Origin of the sequence: Sinorhizobium chiapasense (assembly GCF_036488675.1) — a bacterium.
GTDB classification, from domain to species: domain Bacteria; phylum Pseudomonadota; class Alphaproteobacteria; order Rhizobiales; family Rhizobiaceae; genus Sinorhizobium; species Sinorhizobium chiapasense.
Genome location: NZ_CP133148.1, coordinates 2,534,099 through 2,549,652, shown reverse-complemented (window position 1 = coordinate 2,549,652; position 15,554 = coordinate 2,534,099). Strand labels below are relative to the sequence as shown.

At 63.1% G+C, this 15,554-nt stretch carries 14 protein-coding genes; 7 read left to right on the top strand and 7 right to left on the bottom strand.

Translation table 11 applies throughout. The features are described 5' to 3' along the window. Nucleotides 1-324: 324 nt before the first annotated feature. From RB548_RS12415 to RB548_RS12400, 4 genes are all read right to left on the bottom strand, one after another. Nucleotides 325-2,160, bottom strand: coding sequence for an aminopeptidase P family protein (locus tag RB548_RS12415; protein WP_331371608.1), 1,836 nt, complete (start codon nt 2,158-2,160; stop codon nt 325-327). Between the two features lie 602 nt (nt 2,161-2,762). Further along, on the bottom strand, nt 2,763-3,638 hold the full coding sequence (locus tag RB548_RS12410) for a 50S ribosomal protein L11 methyltransferase (RefSeq protein WP_331371607.1): 876 nt from the start codon (nt 3,636-3,638) through the stop codon (nt 2,763-2,765). A gap of 181 nt (nt 3,639-3,819) precedes the next feature. Continuing rightward, nucleotides 3,820-4,422 (bottom strand): SCO family protein, encoded by a 603-nt coding sequence (locus RB548_RS12405; RefSeq protein ID WP_331371606.1) that lies wholly within the window; start codon nt 4,420-4,422, stop codon nt 3,820-3,822. Between the two features lie 131 nt (nt 4,423-4,553). Next, the gene (locus tag RB548_RS12400; RefSeq protein ID WP_331371605.1) at nt 4,554-4,712 is read right to left on the bottom strand and encodes a hypothetical protein; all 159 of its coding nucleotides are present in this window, start codon (nt 4,710-4,712) and stop codon (nt 4,554-4,556) included. A gap of 245 nt (nt 4,713-4,957) precedes the next feature. On the opposite strand from RB548_RS12400, the gene RB548_RS12395 reads away from it, so the two are divergent. The 4 genes from RB548_RS12395 (at nt 4,958) to RB548_RS12380 (ending at nt 8,751) form a co-directional block, all read left to right on the top strand. After that, nucleotides 4,958-7,033, top strand: a complete 2,076-nt coding sequence (locus RB548_RS12395; RefSeq protein ID WP_331371604.1) for a methyl-accepting chemotaxis protein — start codon at nt 4,958-4,960, stop codon at nt 7,031-7,033. A gap of 2 nt (nt 7,034-7,035) precedes the next feature. Further along, the gene (locus tag RB548_RS12390; RefSeq protein ID WP_136509137.1) at nt 7,036-7,500 is read left to right on the top strand and encodes a chemotaxis protein CheW; all 465 of its coding nucleotides are present in this window, start codon (nt 7,036-7,038) and stop codon (nt 7,498-7,500) included. Nucleotides 7,501-7,757: 257 nt separating this feature from the next. Beyond that, the gene (locus RB548_RS12385) at nt 7,758-8,093 is read left to right on the top strand and encodes a hypothetical protein (protein ID WP_331371603.1); all 336 of its coding nucleotides are present in this window, start codon (nt 7,758-7,760) and stop codon (nt 8,091-8,093) included. A gap of 352 nt (nt 8,094-8,445) precedes the next feature. Continuing rightward, a complete protein-coding gene (locus tag RB548_RS12380) occupies nt 8,446-8,751 on the top strand; it encodes a hypothetical protein (protein WP_331371602.1) in 306 nt (101 codons plus the stop codon). A gap of 68 nt (nt 8,752-8,819) precedes the next feature. On the opposite strand, the gene RB548_RS12375 is transcribed toward RB548_RS12380, so the two are convergent. Then, on the bottom strand, nt 8,820-9,317 hold the full coding sequence (locus tag RB548_RS12375; RefSeq protein ID WP_331371601.1) for a CreA family protein: 498 nt from the start codon (nt 9,315-9,317) through the stop codon (nt 8,820-8,822). A 119-nt stretch (nt 9,318-9,436) separates the two neighbouring features. Then, nucleotides 9,437-10,684, bottom strand: coding sequence for a GGDEF domain-containing protein (locus RB548_RS12370; protein WP_331371600.1), 1,248 nt, complete (start codon nt 10,682-10,684; stop codon nt 9,437-9,439). Nucleotides 10,685-10,865: 181 nt separating this feature from the next. Here RB548_RS12370 and RB548_RS12365 point away from each other — a divergent pair, with 181 nt between their 5' ends. The 3 genes from RB548_RS12365 to RB548_RS12355 all read left to right on the top strand — a co-directional run bounded on the left by RB548_RS12365 (nt 10,866) and on the right by RB548_RS12355 (nt 12,796). Further along, nucleotides 10,866-11,531, top strand: a complete 666-nt coding sequence (locus RB548_RS12365; protein ID WP_331371599.1) for a phosphoribosyltransferase — start codon at nt 10,866-10,868, stop codon at nt 11,529-11,531. A gap of 91 nt (nt 11,532-11,622) precedes the next feature. Continuing rightward, on the top strand, nt 11,623-12,270 hold the full coding sequence (locus RB548_RS12360) for a cysteine hydrolase (protein ID WP_331371598.1): 648 nt from the start codon (nt 11,623-11,625) through the stop codon (nt 12,268-12,270). Nucleotides 12,271-12,334: 64 nt separating this feature from the next. Further along, complete coding sequence (locus RB548_RS12355; protein ID WP_331371597.1) at nt 12,335-12,796, top strand: GNAT family N-acetyltransferase; 462 nt, start codon at nt 12,335-12,337, stop codon at nt 12,794-12,796. A gap of 81 nt (nt 12,797-12,877) precedes the next feature. On the opposite strand, the gene RB548_RS12350 is transcribed toward RB548_RS12355, so the two are convergent. Then, the gene (locus tag RB548_RS12350) at nt 12,878-15,451 is read right to left on the bottom strand and encodes an ATP-dependent helicase (protein WP_331371596.1); all 2,574 of its coding nucleotides are present in this window, start codon (nt 15,449-15,451) and stop codon (nt 12,878-12,880) included. Between the last annotated feature and the right edge of the window lie 103 nt (nt 15,452-15,554).

Here is a 15,554-nt window from a genome sequence, read left to right as displayed (position 1 = left end):
CGCAATCCCGTAAAATTTCCGGGTTACACGGGAGCGGCGCGGGAAATATAACATTGTCGTTGGTAGAGACATCGTACCTCCCAACGGAGGCCCGGCCGCCCCCCTGTAGCCCCCAACCTACGCCGCCGGGCCTCCCCCGCGCCCTTTCATTGTCACGGAAGACCTGCGCGCCATGCCGGTTGCGCGGAAAAACGCTCTGGTTCGACAGGCTGTCCGTGAAACTACAGCGCCGTGCGTTCAAGTGAACGCACAAAGGACGCTCTAGCACTTTGATTCTAGAGCATCTTATCCGCTTTCAGTGATTCCACCTGAAAGCGGGATGCTCTAGCGTGCGATCGCTTCCGTAGCAGCCTCCAGCCAGCGGCGCGTCTCGTCGCTGGCGATGAGCGGCATGAGTTTCTCGCGCGTTTCCGCATGATAGGCGTTCAGCCAGGCCAGTTCTTCGTCGGTCAACAACGAGGCCAGCACGAGGCGTCGGTCGATCGGGCAGTAGGTCAGCGTATCGAAGCCGTGCATCGGCAGGTCGCCGCCTTCGATCTCCGCGGCTTCCCGAACTACGACGAGATTTTCAATGCGGATGCCGAAGGCGCCCGGACGATAGTAGCCGGGCTCGTTGGAAAGGATCATGCCCGGCAGCAGTTCCTGCGTCGAAAGCCGGGCGATGCGCTGCGGTCCCTCATGCACGGAAAGATAGGAGCCGACACCGTGTCCGGTGCCGTGGGCATAGTCGGCGCCCGCCTTCCAGAGGGCGATGCGGGCGAGTGGATCGAGATCGACTCCGCGCGAACCTTTGGGGAAGCGCGCCGTGCTGATCGCGATCATGCCTTTCAGTACGAGCGTGAAGAAGCGCTTCTGCTCATCCGGAACGGCACCGATCGCGACCGTTCGGGTGATGTCGGTCGTGCCGTTGATGTATTGCGCGCCGGAATCGATCAGGAACATGGTTCCGGGCTCGATTGTCCGGTCCGTATCCGTCGTCACGCGGTAGTGCATGATCGCCGCGTGCGAGCCGGCGCCGGCGATCGTGTCGAAGGAAATGTCCTTCAGCGGATTCTGCATGCGCTCGCCGACGGTCGCGCGCACGGCCTCCAGTCTTTCCGTCGCGGCGATCTCGGTCACGCTGCCGGGCTCGGTCTGGTCGAGCCAGGCGAGGAATTCCACCATCGCGGCGCCGTCCTGCAGATGGGCGCGAAGCGAGCCCTGGATCTCGGCGGCGTTCTTGCGGGCGCGGGGGAGGCGGGCCGGATCGACGGCGCCCACGACCGAGCCACCCTTCGCGCGGATCAGCTCACCGATGGCGAAGGAAGCAAGGTCCGGGTCGATCATGATCGCTGCGCCGGTCGCCGCCAACGCCACCAGCCGGTCCTCGAAAGTTGCGGGCGCGGCGATATCGGCAAGCTGGGTCAGGTAGGCTTCCTGTTCGATGCCGGTCTTGCGCTTGTCGAGGAAGATCTCGGCGCGACCATTCGCATGGATGATCGCGCGGGCGAGCGGATGCGGCGTGTGCGGCACGTCGCTGCCGCGAATGTTGAAGGTCCATGCGACGGAGGAGGGGTCGGTGAGGACGACGGCGGCTGCCTTCGCCTTTTCGAGGCCGGCGGCAATCGCGGCAATCTTGTCCTTCGCCAGTTGGCCGGCGTGCTCGATCGGCTGGATCGTCACCCGGCCAAGGGGAGCGGCGGGCCGGGCGGTCCAGATTTTGTCGAGCGGATTGTGATCGAGGAAGACGAGCGTGCCGCCGATCGCCGCAAGCGCTTTCTGCAGCTTGAGGACCTCGGCGCCGGTATGAAGCCACGGGTCGATGCCGAGGCGGAAACCTTTCGGCGCATGGCCCTGCAGCCAGACATGCGGCGGCTCACCGATCAGGTCGCCGCCTGTGAAGACGCTGCCGTCGACCTGCTCCTTGAGTTGCGTCACGTAGCGTCCATCGACGAAGACGATCGCTTCACGCTGCGTGATAAGCGCGACGCCGGCGGAGCCGGTGAAGCCCGTCAGCCAGGAAAGGCGCTCGGACGACGCCGGCACATACTCGCCCTGGAATTCGTCTGCGCGCGGCACGAGGAAGCCGTCAATGCCAAGGGCCGGGAAGGCGGCGCGCAAAGCGGCGGTGCGCTCCTTGCCGAACTGAGGCGTGGAGGTGACTTCGAAGGACTGAAACATGGATTATTTCCGGCAATTTGGCGGAGAACCGCGACTGGGATGATCGTCATGTTAGCGGAAAGGCCGCTTGCGAGGAAAGAGGCGATATCCGGCCGTGAACAGGCGGATGGGCTGCGGATATCCGTCCGTCAAAGAGGGCATTTGCCCATTCCGCGGACATATGCGTCACATGCATGGCACCCATGCTGCAAGGCATCTATCTCTATCGGAATAATGGTTTATAAGCGCGCTCAACGAACACGGACGAACATCCGGTGGTTCAAGAAGCTGCGGTTCTGAGAATAGTTGGTCATTCTGTTCTCCTCCTCCCTCAAGGGTGGCCAATTTCAGAACGGTAGAAGCCCGCTCGAGCGCTCCTCCTCCTCAGGCTCGCGGGCACAGGCGATGCCTCTGGCATCGCCTTTGTTTCGAAAAGGGCCACCCGTCATGATGGACTGGGTGGCCTTTTTCGTTTTCTGGCCTTCTCGACCTTATGGCGCGGACTCGACCACCGCGGTCGCTCCGACCAATCGGAAAAAATGCCGCGGATGGCGGCGTTCCTTGCGGACTGTTTCTGCAGGAGCGTGCTCCTTTCAAGCGGAGCACGCTCTGGCGAACAGCCGCTATTTCGTCAGGTGGATCGTGACCCAGCCGTTGCGCCAGATGGTGCGCACGTGCTTGAGGCGTTGGCCGTTATAGGCGGCGAGCACCTTCCAGCGCTGTTCGGCGAGGATGCCGGACAGAATGACCGAGCCACCGGGGGCGAGATTGGCGACAAGCTGCGGCGCCATCTTCATCAGCGGCCGCGCCAGGATGTTGGCGATGATCAGGTCGAAGGGGTCGTTGGCGCTGAAGGCCGTCGAGTGGAAACCGGGGGCGGTGGCGAAGGTCATGCCGGTGACGACGCCGTTGCGGCGGGCGTTTTCGCTCGCGACGCGGGTCGCGATCGGATCGATGTCGGTGGCGAGCACCGGTACATGCAGGAGTTTCCACGCGGCGATGGCAAGCACGCCGCTGCCCGTTCCGAGGTCGAGGACGTTGCGGACCTGCCGCGTATGCGCGACGGAAGCGAGAACTTCGAGGCACCCGGCCGTCGTGCCGTGGTGGCCCGTGCCGAAGGCCTGGCCGGCGTCGATCTCGATCGCGATCTCGCCGGTCCTTACCTTGTCGCGGTCATGCGACCCGTGGACGACGAAGCGTCCGGCGCGCACCGGGGCGAGCCCCTCCAGCGATTTGGCGATCCAGTCGATATCGGGAAGTACCTCGCGTTCGATCGGAAGATGGGAGAAATCCGCGGCGAGCGCTTCGACGAGCCGCACCCTGGCGCTCTCCTCCTCGTCCGCCATCATGTAGACCGAGGCTTCCCAGACGTCGCGCTTCTCATCGATCTCCATCGTCGCGATGGCAAAGTCTTCGTCCTCGAAGATCGTGCTCATGACATCGAGCACGGCCTCGACCTGCTTCTCGGTGCTGGTGACGAAAAGTCTTATCTCGCTCAACGGTGTGTCCTTAGGCTGTGGCTGGCCTCGCCGCTATCACGGATCAGGCCGAAACGCAAAGCGCCGGCTGCTGCAGGTTCCCCTGCAGCAATTCAAAGCGACACAGCGCTCTCTGCGCGCCCTGATAAGACGCGCGGCGCTGTAGGCCGGTGCTTTCAACAATGTGAGGTGAACCGGTCGCTCAGCCCTTGGTCAGGTTCTCGAGCTTCTGGACGGCGGTATCCGGGTTCTCGCCATAGGCGATCGTGCCGCTGAACTGGCCGTTCGCGTCGAGCAGGAACACCGAGGCTGTGTGGTCCATGGTGTAGTCGCCGTTCGGGTTCTTTTCGTCGACCGGCACCTTCTTGTAGTAGACGCGGTAGCCTTTGACCATTTCCAGCACCTTGTCCGGCGGCCCGGAAATGCCGGTGACGCGCTTGGAGACGTTGGAGACGTACTGGCCGAGGACCTCCGGGGTGTCGCGCTCCGGATCGACGGTGATGAAATAGGCTTGCAGCTTGCTGCCGTCCGGATCGACCTTTTCAAGCCAGCCGTTCAGCTCGAAAAGCGTGGTCGGGCAGACTTCCGGGCAATGGGTGAAGCCGAAGAAAAGCGCGGTCGGCTTGCCGGCGAACGCCTGTTCGGTGATCGGCTTGCCGTCCTGCGCGACGAGCGTGAACGGCACGCCGAACGGGCCGGAGGATGCCTGCTGCTGCCTCGATTGCGTCATGTCGTAGGTGAGCCAGCCGAGGATCGCCACCATGACGAGGATGGCGGCCCAAAGGACGATGCGTATAGTTTTCATCTCTGCTACCGGTTTTCTGGGCCTTCGTAGGGGCCGTCAATGAACGTGGCGTTTTGATACCGCGTCACCACCGTCACAGCAAAGGGAGAATTGCCGCAGGCGGTTCATGCGGCCGCTTGCGAAGTAGGGCGTCAGAAGCACCAGGAAATGCCGGCTTGGGCAAGCGACAGGAAGATGTCGGCGCCGTGTGCGATCCAGCCCCGGAAAGCCAGGAGCGCGACGAGCGCGAATGCACCCACGGCAAGCGCGAGGACGAGGGGGGAGAGCGATTTCTTCGTGTCCGTGTGCATGGGAGGATCATAGCACTCGAAGGCGACAAGGAAAGAGCCGAGGACAAGCGGTTGATCCGCAGAGCTGGTAGCCATGTTTTAGCGAATGTTTAAGGTCTGTTTGCCAGTGTCGCCGAAAGCGGAGAAGTGCACCACTTCGAAATGACATGAGGTCATCCGGTTTTGATCGAGCCCGGCCTTCCGCATCGATCGCAACGGAGGACCTCGCCTGCCGCGGCGGGTCCATTGCCATGGACTGCCAGTCAATGAACACCTCTCCATCCGTCGGACGTACCCTCTCGGTCAGCCAGCGACTGGCGACGCTTGCAGCCGCTGCCTTCTTAGGCTTTGGCTCGGTGCTCGCCGTCGGTTTGTACCAGGAGCGGCGATCGGAAGAGACGCTCGAAAAGGCGATTGCTGCCCAGCGGGGCATGAGAACGGCCGAGGAAATGCGGCTTGCCGGCCTTGAGCTGGTGCTCGCTGCGATGGATACGATCGTCGATCGCGACGAGGGCAAGATCCTGCCCGAGCGCGCCGCCCAAATCAAAGCCTCGCTGGCAGCGCTCGAAAGCCGGAAAGCCGATGTCGAGGCGCTGGCACGTCTGCTTGGCAAACGGGAAGTCCTCTCCAATTTCGATGCCGATCTTGCCGAACTGCGCAAGGCGAGCGAGGTGGATCTGAAGGCGTTGGTGGAGGCTGGAGCGCAAGCGGACGAATTCGCCCGCATCGACGATACGATCGACAGTGGCGGAGAGCGTCTTGGCGCCGCCCTCGCTGAGTTGAGCGAAGCGGCCGCCGGCGTTGCATCCGCGCGCATCGGTGAGGCGCAGGCGGCGTCGACGAACGCACTCATCCTGCAGGCGACCGCCGGCCTGCTGGCGATGGGTAGCTTGCTGGCGCTGATCTGGTTCCACGGCAACACGCTGCGCCGAGGTATCCTCGGCTTGCGCGACGGCATGCAGCGGATCCATTCGGGCGACCTGAACTCCAGCGTGACCGGGCTCGGGCGCGGTGACGAAATTGGCGAGATGGCCCGGTCCGTGGAGCTCTTCCGGGCCTCGGCGATCGAAAAGCGCTCGCTGGAGCAGAACGCGGTGGCGAGCCGCAAGGAAATCGAGGAGGAGCGTCAGCGCCAGGAGGCCGAGCGCGAGCGGGCTGTCGTCCGCATCAAGACCGCGGTCGATGCGCTTGGGCGGGCGCTCAACCAGCTTGCCGAGGGCAATCTGGCAGTCGCGATCCGCGAACCTTTCGCAGGTGATCTCGATACGCTGCGCCGCGATTTCAACAACACCGTCGAACGGCTGAGCCACGTTCTTTCGAGTGTCAAGGAGAATGCCGTTTCGATCGAAACGAACGGCCGCCAGATGCGCAGCGCCGCTGACGATCTGGCCCGCCGGACGGCACGGCAGGCGGCGTCGCTCGAGCAGACCTCGGCCGCTCTGGAAGAAATCACCGTTACGGTGAAAACCGCGACAGAGCGCGCCGACGAGGCAAGCCGGATGGTCGACGAGACGCGTACCAAGGCGGAAGAGTCCGGACGCATCGTCGGCGAGGCGATCTCCGCGATGGCACGCATCGAGGGCGCCTCCAACGAAATCGGCAAGATCATCAACGTCATCGACGAGATTGCCTTCCAGACAAACCTTCTGGCGCTCAATGCCGGTGTCGAGGCGGCGCGGGCGGGCGAGGCGGGCAAAGGCTTCGCCGTCGTTGCCCAGGAGGTCCGGGAACTGGCCCAGCGGGCGGCGGGCGCGGCGAAGGATATCAAGGCGCTCGTCACGCGCTCCGGCAACGAGGTGGAAACCGGCGTGAAGCTGGTGCAGGCGACCGGCGAGGTGCTTGGCCGCATCGGCGCGGACGTCGCGCGCATCAACGAACATATGAGCTCGATCGTAATGGCGGCGCGGGAGCAGTCGACGGGGCTTAACGAGATCAGCACCGCGGTCGGCCAGCTCGACCAGATGACGCAGCAAAATGCTGCGATGGTGGAACAGACCAACGCTTCGAGCCACACGCTCGCGCAGGACGCCGAGAAGCTCAGCGAGCTCGTCGGCCAGTTCCGTGACGGGCAGGTGAGCGAGGCAGCGTTCCGAAGGGCAGCGCCCGCTCCGTCGCAGCCCTCCGTCAAGGCCGGCGCTCCGGCCAAGGCCTCGGTGCGGGTCAGCGCAGCGGCTCCCGCAAGGCCCGTGCCGCTGCGCAAACCCGCGGCAGCGCAGCCATCCACCCGTCCAGCTCCATCTCCCGCCAAGGCCCTGATGGGCAAGCTGGCGGGCGCTTTCGGCAACAAGCCGGGCTCCGTACCTTCTGTTACGGCCTCCGGCGACAATTGGGAAGAATTCTGATCATGAGCAACGCTATCAAGCAGTCCGGCGCCTATCTCGAAATCGTCTCCTTCCACCTCGGAGACCAGGAATTCTGCATTGACATCATGGCGATTCGCGAAATTCGCGGCTGGGCGCCGGTCACGCCGATGCCGCATACGCCGCCTTACGTGCTTGGCCTCATCAACCTGCGCGGCGCCGTGATCCCGGTGATCGACATGGCCTGCCGTCTCGGCATGAAGATGACCGAGCCGTCCGAACGCTCGGCGATTATCGTCACCGACATCAACGGCAAGCTCGTCGGCCTCCTGGTCGAGCAGGTTTCCGACATGATGACGATCCGCAGCGAAGACCTGCAACCGGCACCGGAGATCATTCCGGAGGCACAGCGCGCCTTCTGCCGGGGCATCGTTGCGCTCGAAAAGACGATGGTCTGCTTCCTCAATCTCGATACCGTCATCGCCGACGAGCTGGCGCAGGCGGCATAGCCTGAATGCAGGCGCTGACCTACTGCAAAAGGCCCGCTTCGGCGGGCCTTTTCGCATGACGACGATGCAGATCTGTCTCGGTTTTCCGCCGGGCGTTTCAAAGTTCGACGGGCAAGGGTGCCCCGATGGTCAGTCGCTTTGCAGGAACACGAGCGCAGCGAAGGCGTTATACCCTGACAGCATGGGAAGGACTCCTATGCTGCAAAATCACAGCATCCCTCGGGAGGCGGGATGCTGCTACGGATAAGGAGCATGCCATGAGAGTTTCCATGAAGACATCCTTGGCCGCATTTGTCCTCTCGTCTGCCCTTGCAGGCGTTGCGGGTTCGGCCCTTGCCGACAGCTACTATCAGGGCATCGATCCGCATAATCCTCCTGGGACTCAGAACAGAGGAACGATGTTAGTACCCATGCAAAGAGGCCCGTACTACGTCGATGAAATGCCCACGGGCAGCATCTATGTCGATCCCATGGCGACAGGTAGCGTTAGTGGAGCCCCCGGTCGCGTGCGTGAACACTATCGGAATGAATACCAGGGTGGCGGTGAAGGCGACTACTACCAGGGTATCATGCCCCCGGCACCGGTTCCCTGAGTAACAGCATAGTCTGGATTTTGCCGATACATTGGAGAGCACTGGATGGCGCGTGAAGCGCTACCGGTGTGTGCGCGTTGGCGACCACAGATCTTTATCGCCGCTGCGCGCGGAGCGGTTTGTCCTCGATCGGCACCCAATCTTTGACACGTGCACGTGCAATTCAGGGCCCGGCGAGAGCGGCGTCAAGTTACAGTCGCGTCAAGTTACAGTCGCGTAATGTTCCATCACGGTTGCATGAGTCATTCGTGACAAAACGTCACCGCTTGCAAGGAGCAACTGCTCTCAAAAGATGTTATGCTTTCAGCATCCGTTGGAGGCCGGATGCTGAATGAACATAGGAGCCAATGTCATGAAAGTTTCGTTGAAAACATCAGTTGTTGCATTTGCCCTGTCCTCCGTACTTGGCGCCGCGGCGCCAGCCTTTGCGGACTCCTATTATCAGGGCATCGACCCGAACAACCCTCCGGGCACGCAGAACCAGAGGCGAGCCGCGGTGCTGCCGCAGAACGTGGGCACGCCGGCCACGGTTGACCAAACGCCGACAGGCAGTATCGACAACGGCCGGGTCCTATATCCGAGCGGCGGATCCTATCAGCAACGCTATCAGACCGGTGAAGGTGAATACTATCGCGGTATCATCGCGCCGACACCCTGACATTCGCGTCGCGTAAACAATTTTCTCTCAAGGCGGGGCGGGACAACCCGCCTTGATTTTTGAGGGCGCTATTGAGGGCGCCCTTTCTCCCAGGTTACCGTCTGGCCGAATAGCGGCACTGTGGTGATCGACATCTTGGCCGATCCATCCGTCAGCTGTCGCGAATGCGCGAGGTAAATCAGCGTGTCATTGGCCTTGTCGTAGATGCGGGTCACCAGCAGATCTTTCCAGATCAGCGACAGGCCGGAGCGGAAAACTTCTTCCCCTTCGTTCGATAGGTCGATGTCCCCGATGGCGATCGGCCCCGTCTGCCGGCAGGCGATCGAATTGTTGGAGGGATCCTCGAACCAGTTGCCGTTCTTCAGGCGGTCGATCACGCTGCGATCGAAATAGGTCACGTGACAGGTGACACCGTTGACCTTGGGGTCGCGGACGGCGTCGATCTTGATGTCGTTGCCGAGCCAGTCGACGCCCACTTGGCCGACCGTTTCGGCGCGCGCGGGGAGGGACGCTGCGGCAAAGGCGGCCAGGCCGGCAAGGAGCAGGATGCGGATGGGGCGGAACATGAAATACTCTCCGATGGATTGCAGCGTTGAGATAGGTGGCGGACGCGGCAATGCAAGGCGAGTCGCTGGCCCGTGGCTGGTTTGCACAAGCATCCAGCGCTGTCGTGGCGGCTTGAATGTCAAGACCGATGCCGGCGCGTCACACGACGCGGAGCAGCCTCTTCCGGCTCCGACTGGCGCAACTGCGCCGCTGCCGCCGCGAGCGCGCGGGCGCTGGCGTCGATCTGGCGCTGTTTAGCGATCGTGCAGCGATCGCGGCCGTCCGCCTTGGAATCGTAAAGCGCCAGATCGGCGCGGATCATCACCTCGGTAATCGTGTCACCCGGCGCCGCGGTCGCGATGCCGATGCTGACGGTCAGCCGGATGCGTTGGTGGACGCGGGTGACGGGCGTTTCGCGCACGGTTCGGCAGATTGCCTCGGCGAGCGCGGTCGCCTGCTCCTCGGTGTGGTCCGGCAGGATGAGGCCGAATTCCTCGCCGCCGATCCGGCCAAAGGCGCCGCGGCCGCCGAGGAAGTCGGACACTGTCTCGGCGAAATGCTTGAGCGCTATATCACCGCAGGCGTGGCCGTAATGGTCATTGATCTGCTTGAAATAATCGAGGTCGAGGAGCAGGAAGGCAAGCGGTCGGTGCCGGGCACGGCAGTCCGCGAAAATCCGTTCTCCCGCCTCGATCAGCGCCGTGCGCGACAACGCGCCGGTCAGTCCGTCGCGGGCAATCGTTGTCCTCAGACCGGCGATGATGCGGCTCTGGACGGTGAAGATCACGGCAAGGAACAGGATCGGCAGAAAGGCAACCCGCATTGCCGCAACGGCGAACTCGAAGGCGACAGCCCTGTGGGAAGCCGAAGCCCCCATCTCCTGATGGAGGGGGCTGAGCGCATAAACCAGCGCAGCGCAGCCCAGCGCAGCCGAAGAGACGGTGAGCGCGTGGCACGCGCGCCGCGCCTTCGGCCAGCGATTGACTACCGCGAGGCCGGCGACGAGAAGAAGGGCGGCGGCAAGACCGACCGCAATCAGCAGCCGGGCGCCGAGGCTGCTGTAATCGTTCAACGAGACGACCAGGCCGACAATGCCGGCGGCGAGCGCCAGCGCCGGCAACAGGAAAGCGGGAACGGATAGCGCGAGAAGACCGCGGAACCCCAGAAGGATGAAGAGGCATGCGGATATCAGCGCGGCGTAGCCGAGCACGACCGGAAGAAAGGCCCGGAGCATATCCGCAACCATCATCGAGGCGATTGCGACCGCCGAAAGCGCACAGCCGACGCAAAAAAACTGCATGCCGGCCACCGTCGACTGCCGTTGCGCCAAAAGCATCGGCAGCATCATCAAAAGCGCCAGGAGCGATATGGCAGGGAGAAAGCTCATTTCGAAACGGCCTGTCATGCTAAAATAGAAAGGCGGCTTGCGTTCCAGCCAATATGCGACGTCAATTGGTACCTGTGGCGCATTAACGAAAGCCGGCAAAATTTGTTGCAATTTTAGCGATTGGTCTGCCGCGGTTCGGTTGTGCATGCCGACGCGCGCAGAGCCGGCGGGAGCGGATGCGATGCCCGGTGAAAGCATACCTTTTGCAGACAGGGTTGATGCGGGCCGGAAGCTCGCTCGCGCGATCGAGCGTGAGGACTTCGCCGATCCCGTGGTGATGGCGTTGCCCCGCGGTGGCGTGCCCGTGGCGTTCGAGGTCGCCGCCCATCTCGGCGCGCCGCTCGAACTCCTGATCGTCCGCAAGATCGGTGCGCCCGGGCATGCCGAATTCGGCCTCGGCGCACTCGTCGACGGCGAAGAGCTGCAGCTTGTGTTGAACGACGAAGCGATGCGTCTCGTGCATCCGCCCGAGGCTTATGTGGAGGCGGAGACCGAACGCCAGCGGCTTGAACTGACGCGGCGCCGGGCGCTTTACGTCGGCGACCGACCGCGCGTTTCGCCGAAGGGGCGCAATGTCATCGTCGTCGATGACGGCATTGCCACCGGCGGCACGGCCAAGGCGGCGATCCAGGCACTGCGGAAGGAAGGGGCGGCGGCCCTGATGCTCGCCGTTCCGGTTGCACCGCCGAGCGCCGTTACCAGCCTGCGCCGGGAGGTCGATCGGATGGTTTGCCTTGCGAGCCCCAGCCCGTTCCATGCAGTCAGTATCTATTACGACGATTTCGAACAGACGACGGACGCGGAGGTGGTTGCACTCCTGAAGGAGGCGAGGGGCGACGGCCGGTGAGCAATCAGTGCCCGCGCCGACATTCCCTTTTTCGTGGCATTGAATTTTCGTGCGCCCGCCTCATGTCTTTGACAAACATGAGGAGAGGGCGATGGTCGCTGGACTGCGAATTGGGAAAACACTGCGGGACTTTTGCCGCCCGGATCAGATGGCGCTCGTCGTCTATGACATGCAGGCCGGCATCGTCCGGCAGATGAAGGATGGTGCCGAGATCACGGCCAAGGTCCTGAAGGTCCTCGATGCCGCCCGGCGCGGCGGCTATCCGGTCATTTTTCTCCGTCACATGTCGATGCCGCGCGCGCTTATGGGAGCGTTCCAGCTTCGCCAGGCGATGGCGTGGCAGAGAACCGATGATCCTGATGCGGTCGAGCCATGGTTCCTGCGCGGCACGCCCGGCTTCGAAATCGTTCCCGAACTTGCGCCACGCGAAAGCGAAGCCATCCTCGACAAGATCACCCTCTCGGCCTTCGAGGGCACACCGCTTGCGATCGTCCTGCGCGATCTCGGCCTTACCTCCTTCGCGATCTGCGGTATTGCCACGGAGATCGGCATCGATCCGACCGTGCGCCACGGCGCAGATCTCGGCCTCGTGCCGGTGGTCATCCGCGACGCCTGCGGGGCGGGGCATCAGGAGGCGGCGGAGCGATCCTTCGACAACATCGCTTACATGGGCGATGCGATCTTGGGCGATGTCGAGGGGATCGTCCAGGCGATGAGCGGACACGCCGCTGCCGCATAGACCGGATTGATGTCAGGGTTTATCCTCTCGCGCTCTTCAAGGTCTTTATTGGTGGGTTCGAAAAATGACCGAAGACCTCTCGATCCGGCCTGTCGTGCGCGGTGACTACGAGCGATGGCTGCCGCTCTGGGAAGGCTATAATGCCTTCTATGGCCGTGCGGGCGAGGCCGCGCTTACGCCGGACATCACGCTCATGACCTGGTCGCGCTTCTTCGATGCCTATGAACCGATGCACGCGCTGGTTGCTGAAAGCAAGGGCCGGCTGATCGGGCTCACGCATTACATCTTCCATCGCAGCACGATCTCGATCCAGCCGAATTGCTATCTCCAGGATCTCTTCATCAACGAAGCCGCGCGCGGGAAGGGCGTCGGCCAGGCGCTGATCAACGGTGTCTTCGACGCGGCGCGACGGGCAGGCTCACCGCGCGTCTACTGGCTGACACACGAGAGCAACGTCAAGGCGATGCGGCTCTACGACCAAGTGGCGCAGAAGTCCGGTTTCGTGATGTATAAGATGATGATTTGAGTGTCTCGTCGGCCGGATCGGCTCCGCCGAGGTTGCTGGCATCTATGGCCGCGAACCAGTCCCCAAAAAAGATCGGCCTGATCACACCCGCTCCACAAACCCGTCCAGCACGCGTTTCTGCCCGGCCCGATCGAAATCGATCGTCAACTTGTTGCCTTCGATCGCGGCGATGTTGCCGTTGCCGAATTTGAGGTGGAAGACGCGGTCGCCGATGTTGAAGCGGGACGGTTCCGAGGTGGTCGACTTGGCGACCAGTTCGCCCTCGATCATGCGGGTACGCGGCCCGGACTCGCCGTAGCCGATGCGCTCGACGGCGTGGCCGGAGCGGGTGCCCCAATTGTCGCGGGTGGCCTCCGAGCGGTGCTGCTGGGCGCGCTTCCAGCCGGGGGTCTGGTAGGAGTTCTCGAAGGGATCGGCCTTGTCGAAGCGCGACTGCCCGTAACCGCCGCGTCCGTAGCCGCCATAGGAGACGTCCTGCTCAGCCACTTCCACGTGATCGATCGGCAGTTCATCGAGGAAGCGGGACGGCATGGTGGACTGCCAGAGGCCGTGGATGCGGCGGTTCGAGACGAACCAGATATGGCAGCGGCGCTTGGCGCGGGTGATGCCGACATAGGCGAGGCGGCGTTCTTCCTCGAGGCCGTCGCGGCCGCCCTCGTCGAGTGCGCGCTGGTGGGGGAAGAGGCCTTCCTCCCAGCCCGGCAGGAACACCGTGTCGAATTCCAGGCCCTTGGCCGAATGCAGCGTCATGATCGAGACGGCATCCATGTCTTCGTTCTGCTCGGCGTCCATGACGAGCGCGACATGTTCCAGAAAGCCGCGCATCGACTCGAAGGCTTCCATCGAGCGGATGAGTTCCTTCAGGTTTTCGAGCCGTCCCGGGGCCTCCGCCGATTTGTCGGCCTGCCACATGGCGGTGTAGCCGCTTTCGTCGAGGATCTGCTCGGCAAGCTCGGTATGCGGCGTCGTTTCGAGCAGCGTCTGCCAGCGGCGAAAATCGGTGACGACGTCGAAGAGGGCCTTGCGCGCCTTCGGCTTCAACTCGTCCGTCTCGATGATGTCGCTCGCGGCGGCGAACATAGGTATGTCGCGGGCGCGGGCATAGTCGTGCAGCGTGCGAACCGTGGTGTCGCCCAGGCCCCGCTTCGGCGTGTTGACGATGCGCTCGAAGGCAAGGTCGTCGGCCGGCTGGCAGACAAGGCGGAAATAGGCCATGGCGTCGCGGATTTCGAGCCGCTCGTAGAAGCGCGGCCCGCCGATGACGCGGTAGTTGAGGCCGAGCGTGACGAAGCGGTCTTCGAACTCACGCATCTGGAACGAGGCACGCACCAGGATCGCGATGTCGTTCAGATTGTGCTTCTGCCGCTGGAGCTGCTCGATCTCCTCGCCGATGGCGCGGGCTTCCTCCTCCGAATCCCAGGCGGCATGTACATGCACCTTCTCGTCGTCAGGATTGGTGCGTTCGGTGAAGAGCGTCTTGCCGAGGCGGCCTTCATTGTGCGCGATCAGATGCGCAGCGGCGCCGAGGATATGTTCGGTCGAGCGGTAGTTGCGCTCCAGCTTGATGACTTTCGCGCCGGGGAAATCCTTCTCGAAGCGGAGGATGTTGTCCACCTCCGCGCCGCGCCAGCCATAGATTGACTGGTCGTCATCGCCCACACAACAAATGTTGATTTGTTGTGTGGGTTTCTTCGCGCTCACGCTGTCGCCGCTTGCGCGGCTGCGCTCCGCGGGGGCGGACGAAACGTCGTCCGGCCAGCCTTGGCTGGCTTGGGCTTCGCCCGGATTTCCTGCGACAGATCGCTCAGACGCCCGTGGCCGCTGCGCCAAGAGCCGCAGCCACATATATTGCGCCGTGTTGGTGTCCTGGTACTCGTCGACGAGGATGTAGCGGAACTTGTCGTGATATTCGCCGAGTACGTCCGGATTGGCGCGGAACATCCGGATCGGGTGCAGCAGCAGGTCGCCGAAATCGCAGGCGTTGAGCGTCAGGAGCCGGTTCTGGTAGGCGGCGTAGAGTTCGCGGCCCTTGCCGTTGGCGAAGGCGCGCGCGTCGCCCTCCGGGATCTGCGAGGGGTCGAGGCCCTTGTTCTTCCAGGTGTCGATCATGCCGGCGAATTGTTTTGCCGGCCAGCGCTTGTCGTCGAGCCCTTCGGCTTGGATCAACTGCTTGATCAGCCGCACGACATCGTCGGTGTCGAGAATGGTGAAATCGGACCTCAAGCCCACGAGCTCCGCATGGCGGCGGAGCAGCTTGACGCCGATCGAGTGGAAGGTGCCGAGCCAGGGCATGCCTTCGACAGCATGGCCGACGAGCACGCCTATGCGCTCCTTCATCTCGCGCGCAGCCTTGTTGGTGAAGGTGACGGCGAGGATCTGCGAGGGAAAGGCGCGGCCGGTCGAAAGGATATGGGCGATGCGGGTCGTCAGGACGCGGGTCTTGCCGGTGCCGGCGCCGGCGAGCACGAGCACCGGGCCTTCGAGCGTTTCGACGGCTTCCGTCTGCTCGGGATTGAGGCCGGAGAGATAATCCGGGCGCTTGGCTTTGTCGCGGGCGGCCATGGCGCGCGCAGCGATACCGCCGGCGGCGAGCGCGGGTTTGCGCGGCGCCGGCTCTTCGTCGAAGAAGGGAATGTCGTCAAAACCTTTGCTCATGCGGCCCAATGTAGTGATTCGGGACCGAAAGGCCAGAAAGGATGTTCTTCTTTTATTCCGGACTCTTCAAGCGCGAAGGCAAGCCTGTGGAAAGATAGCGTAT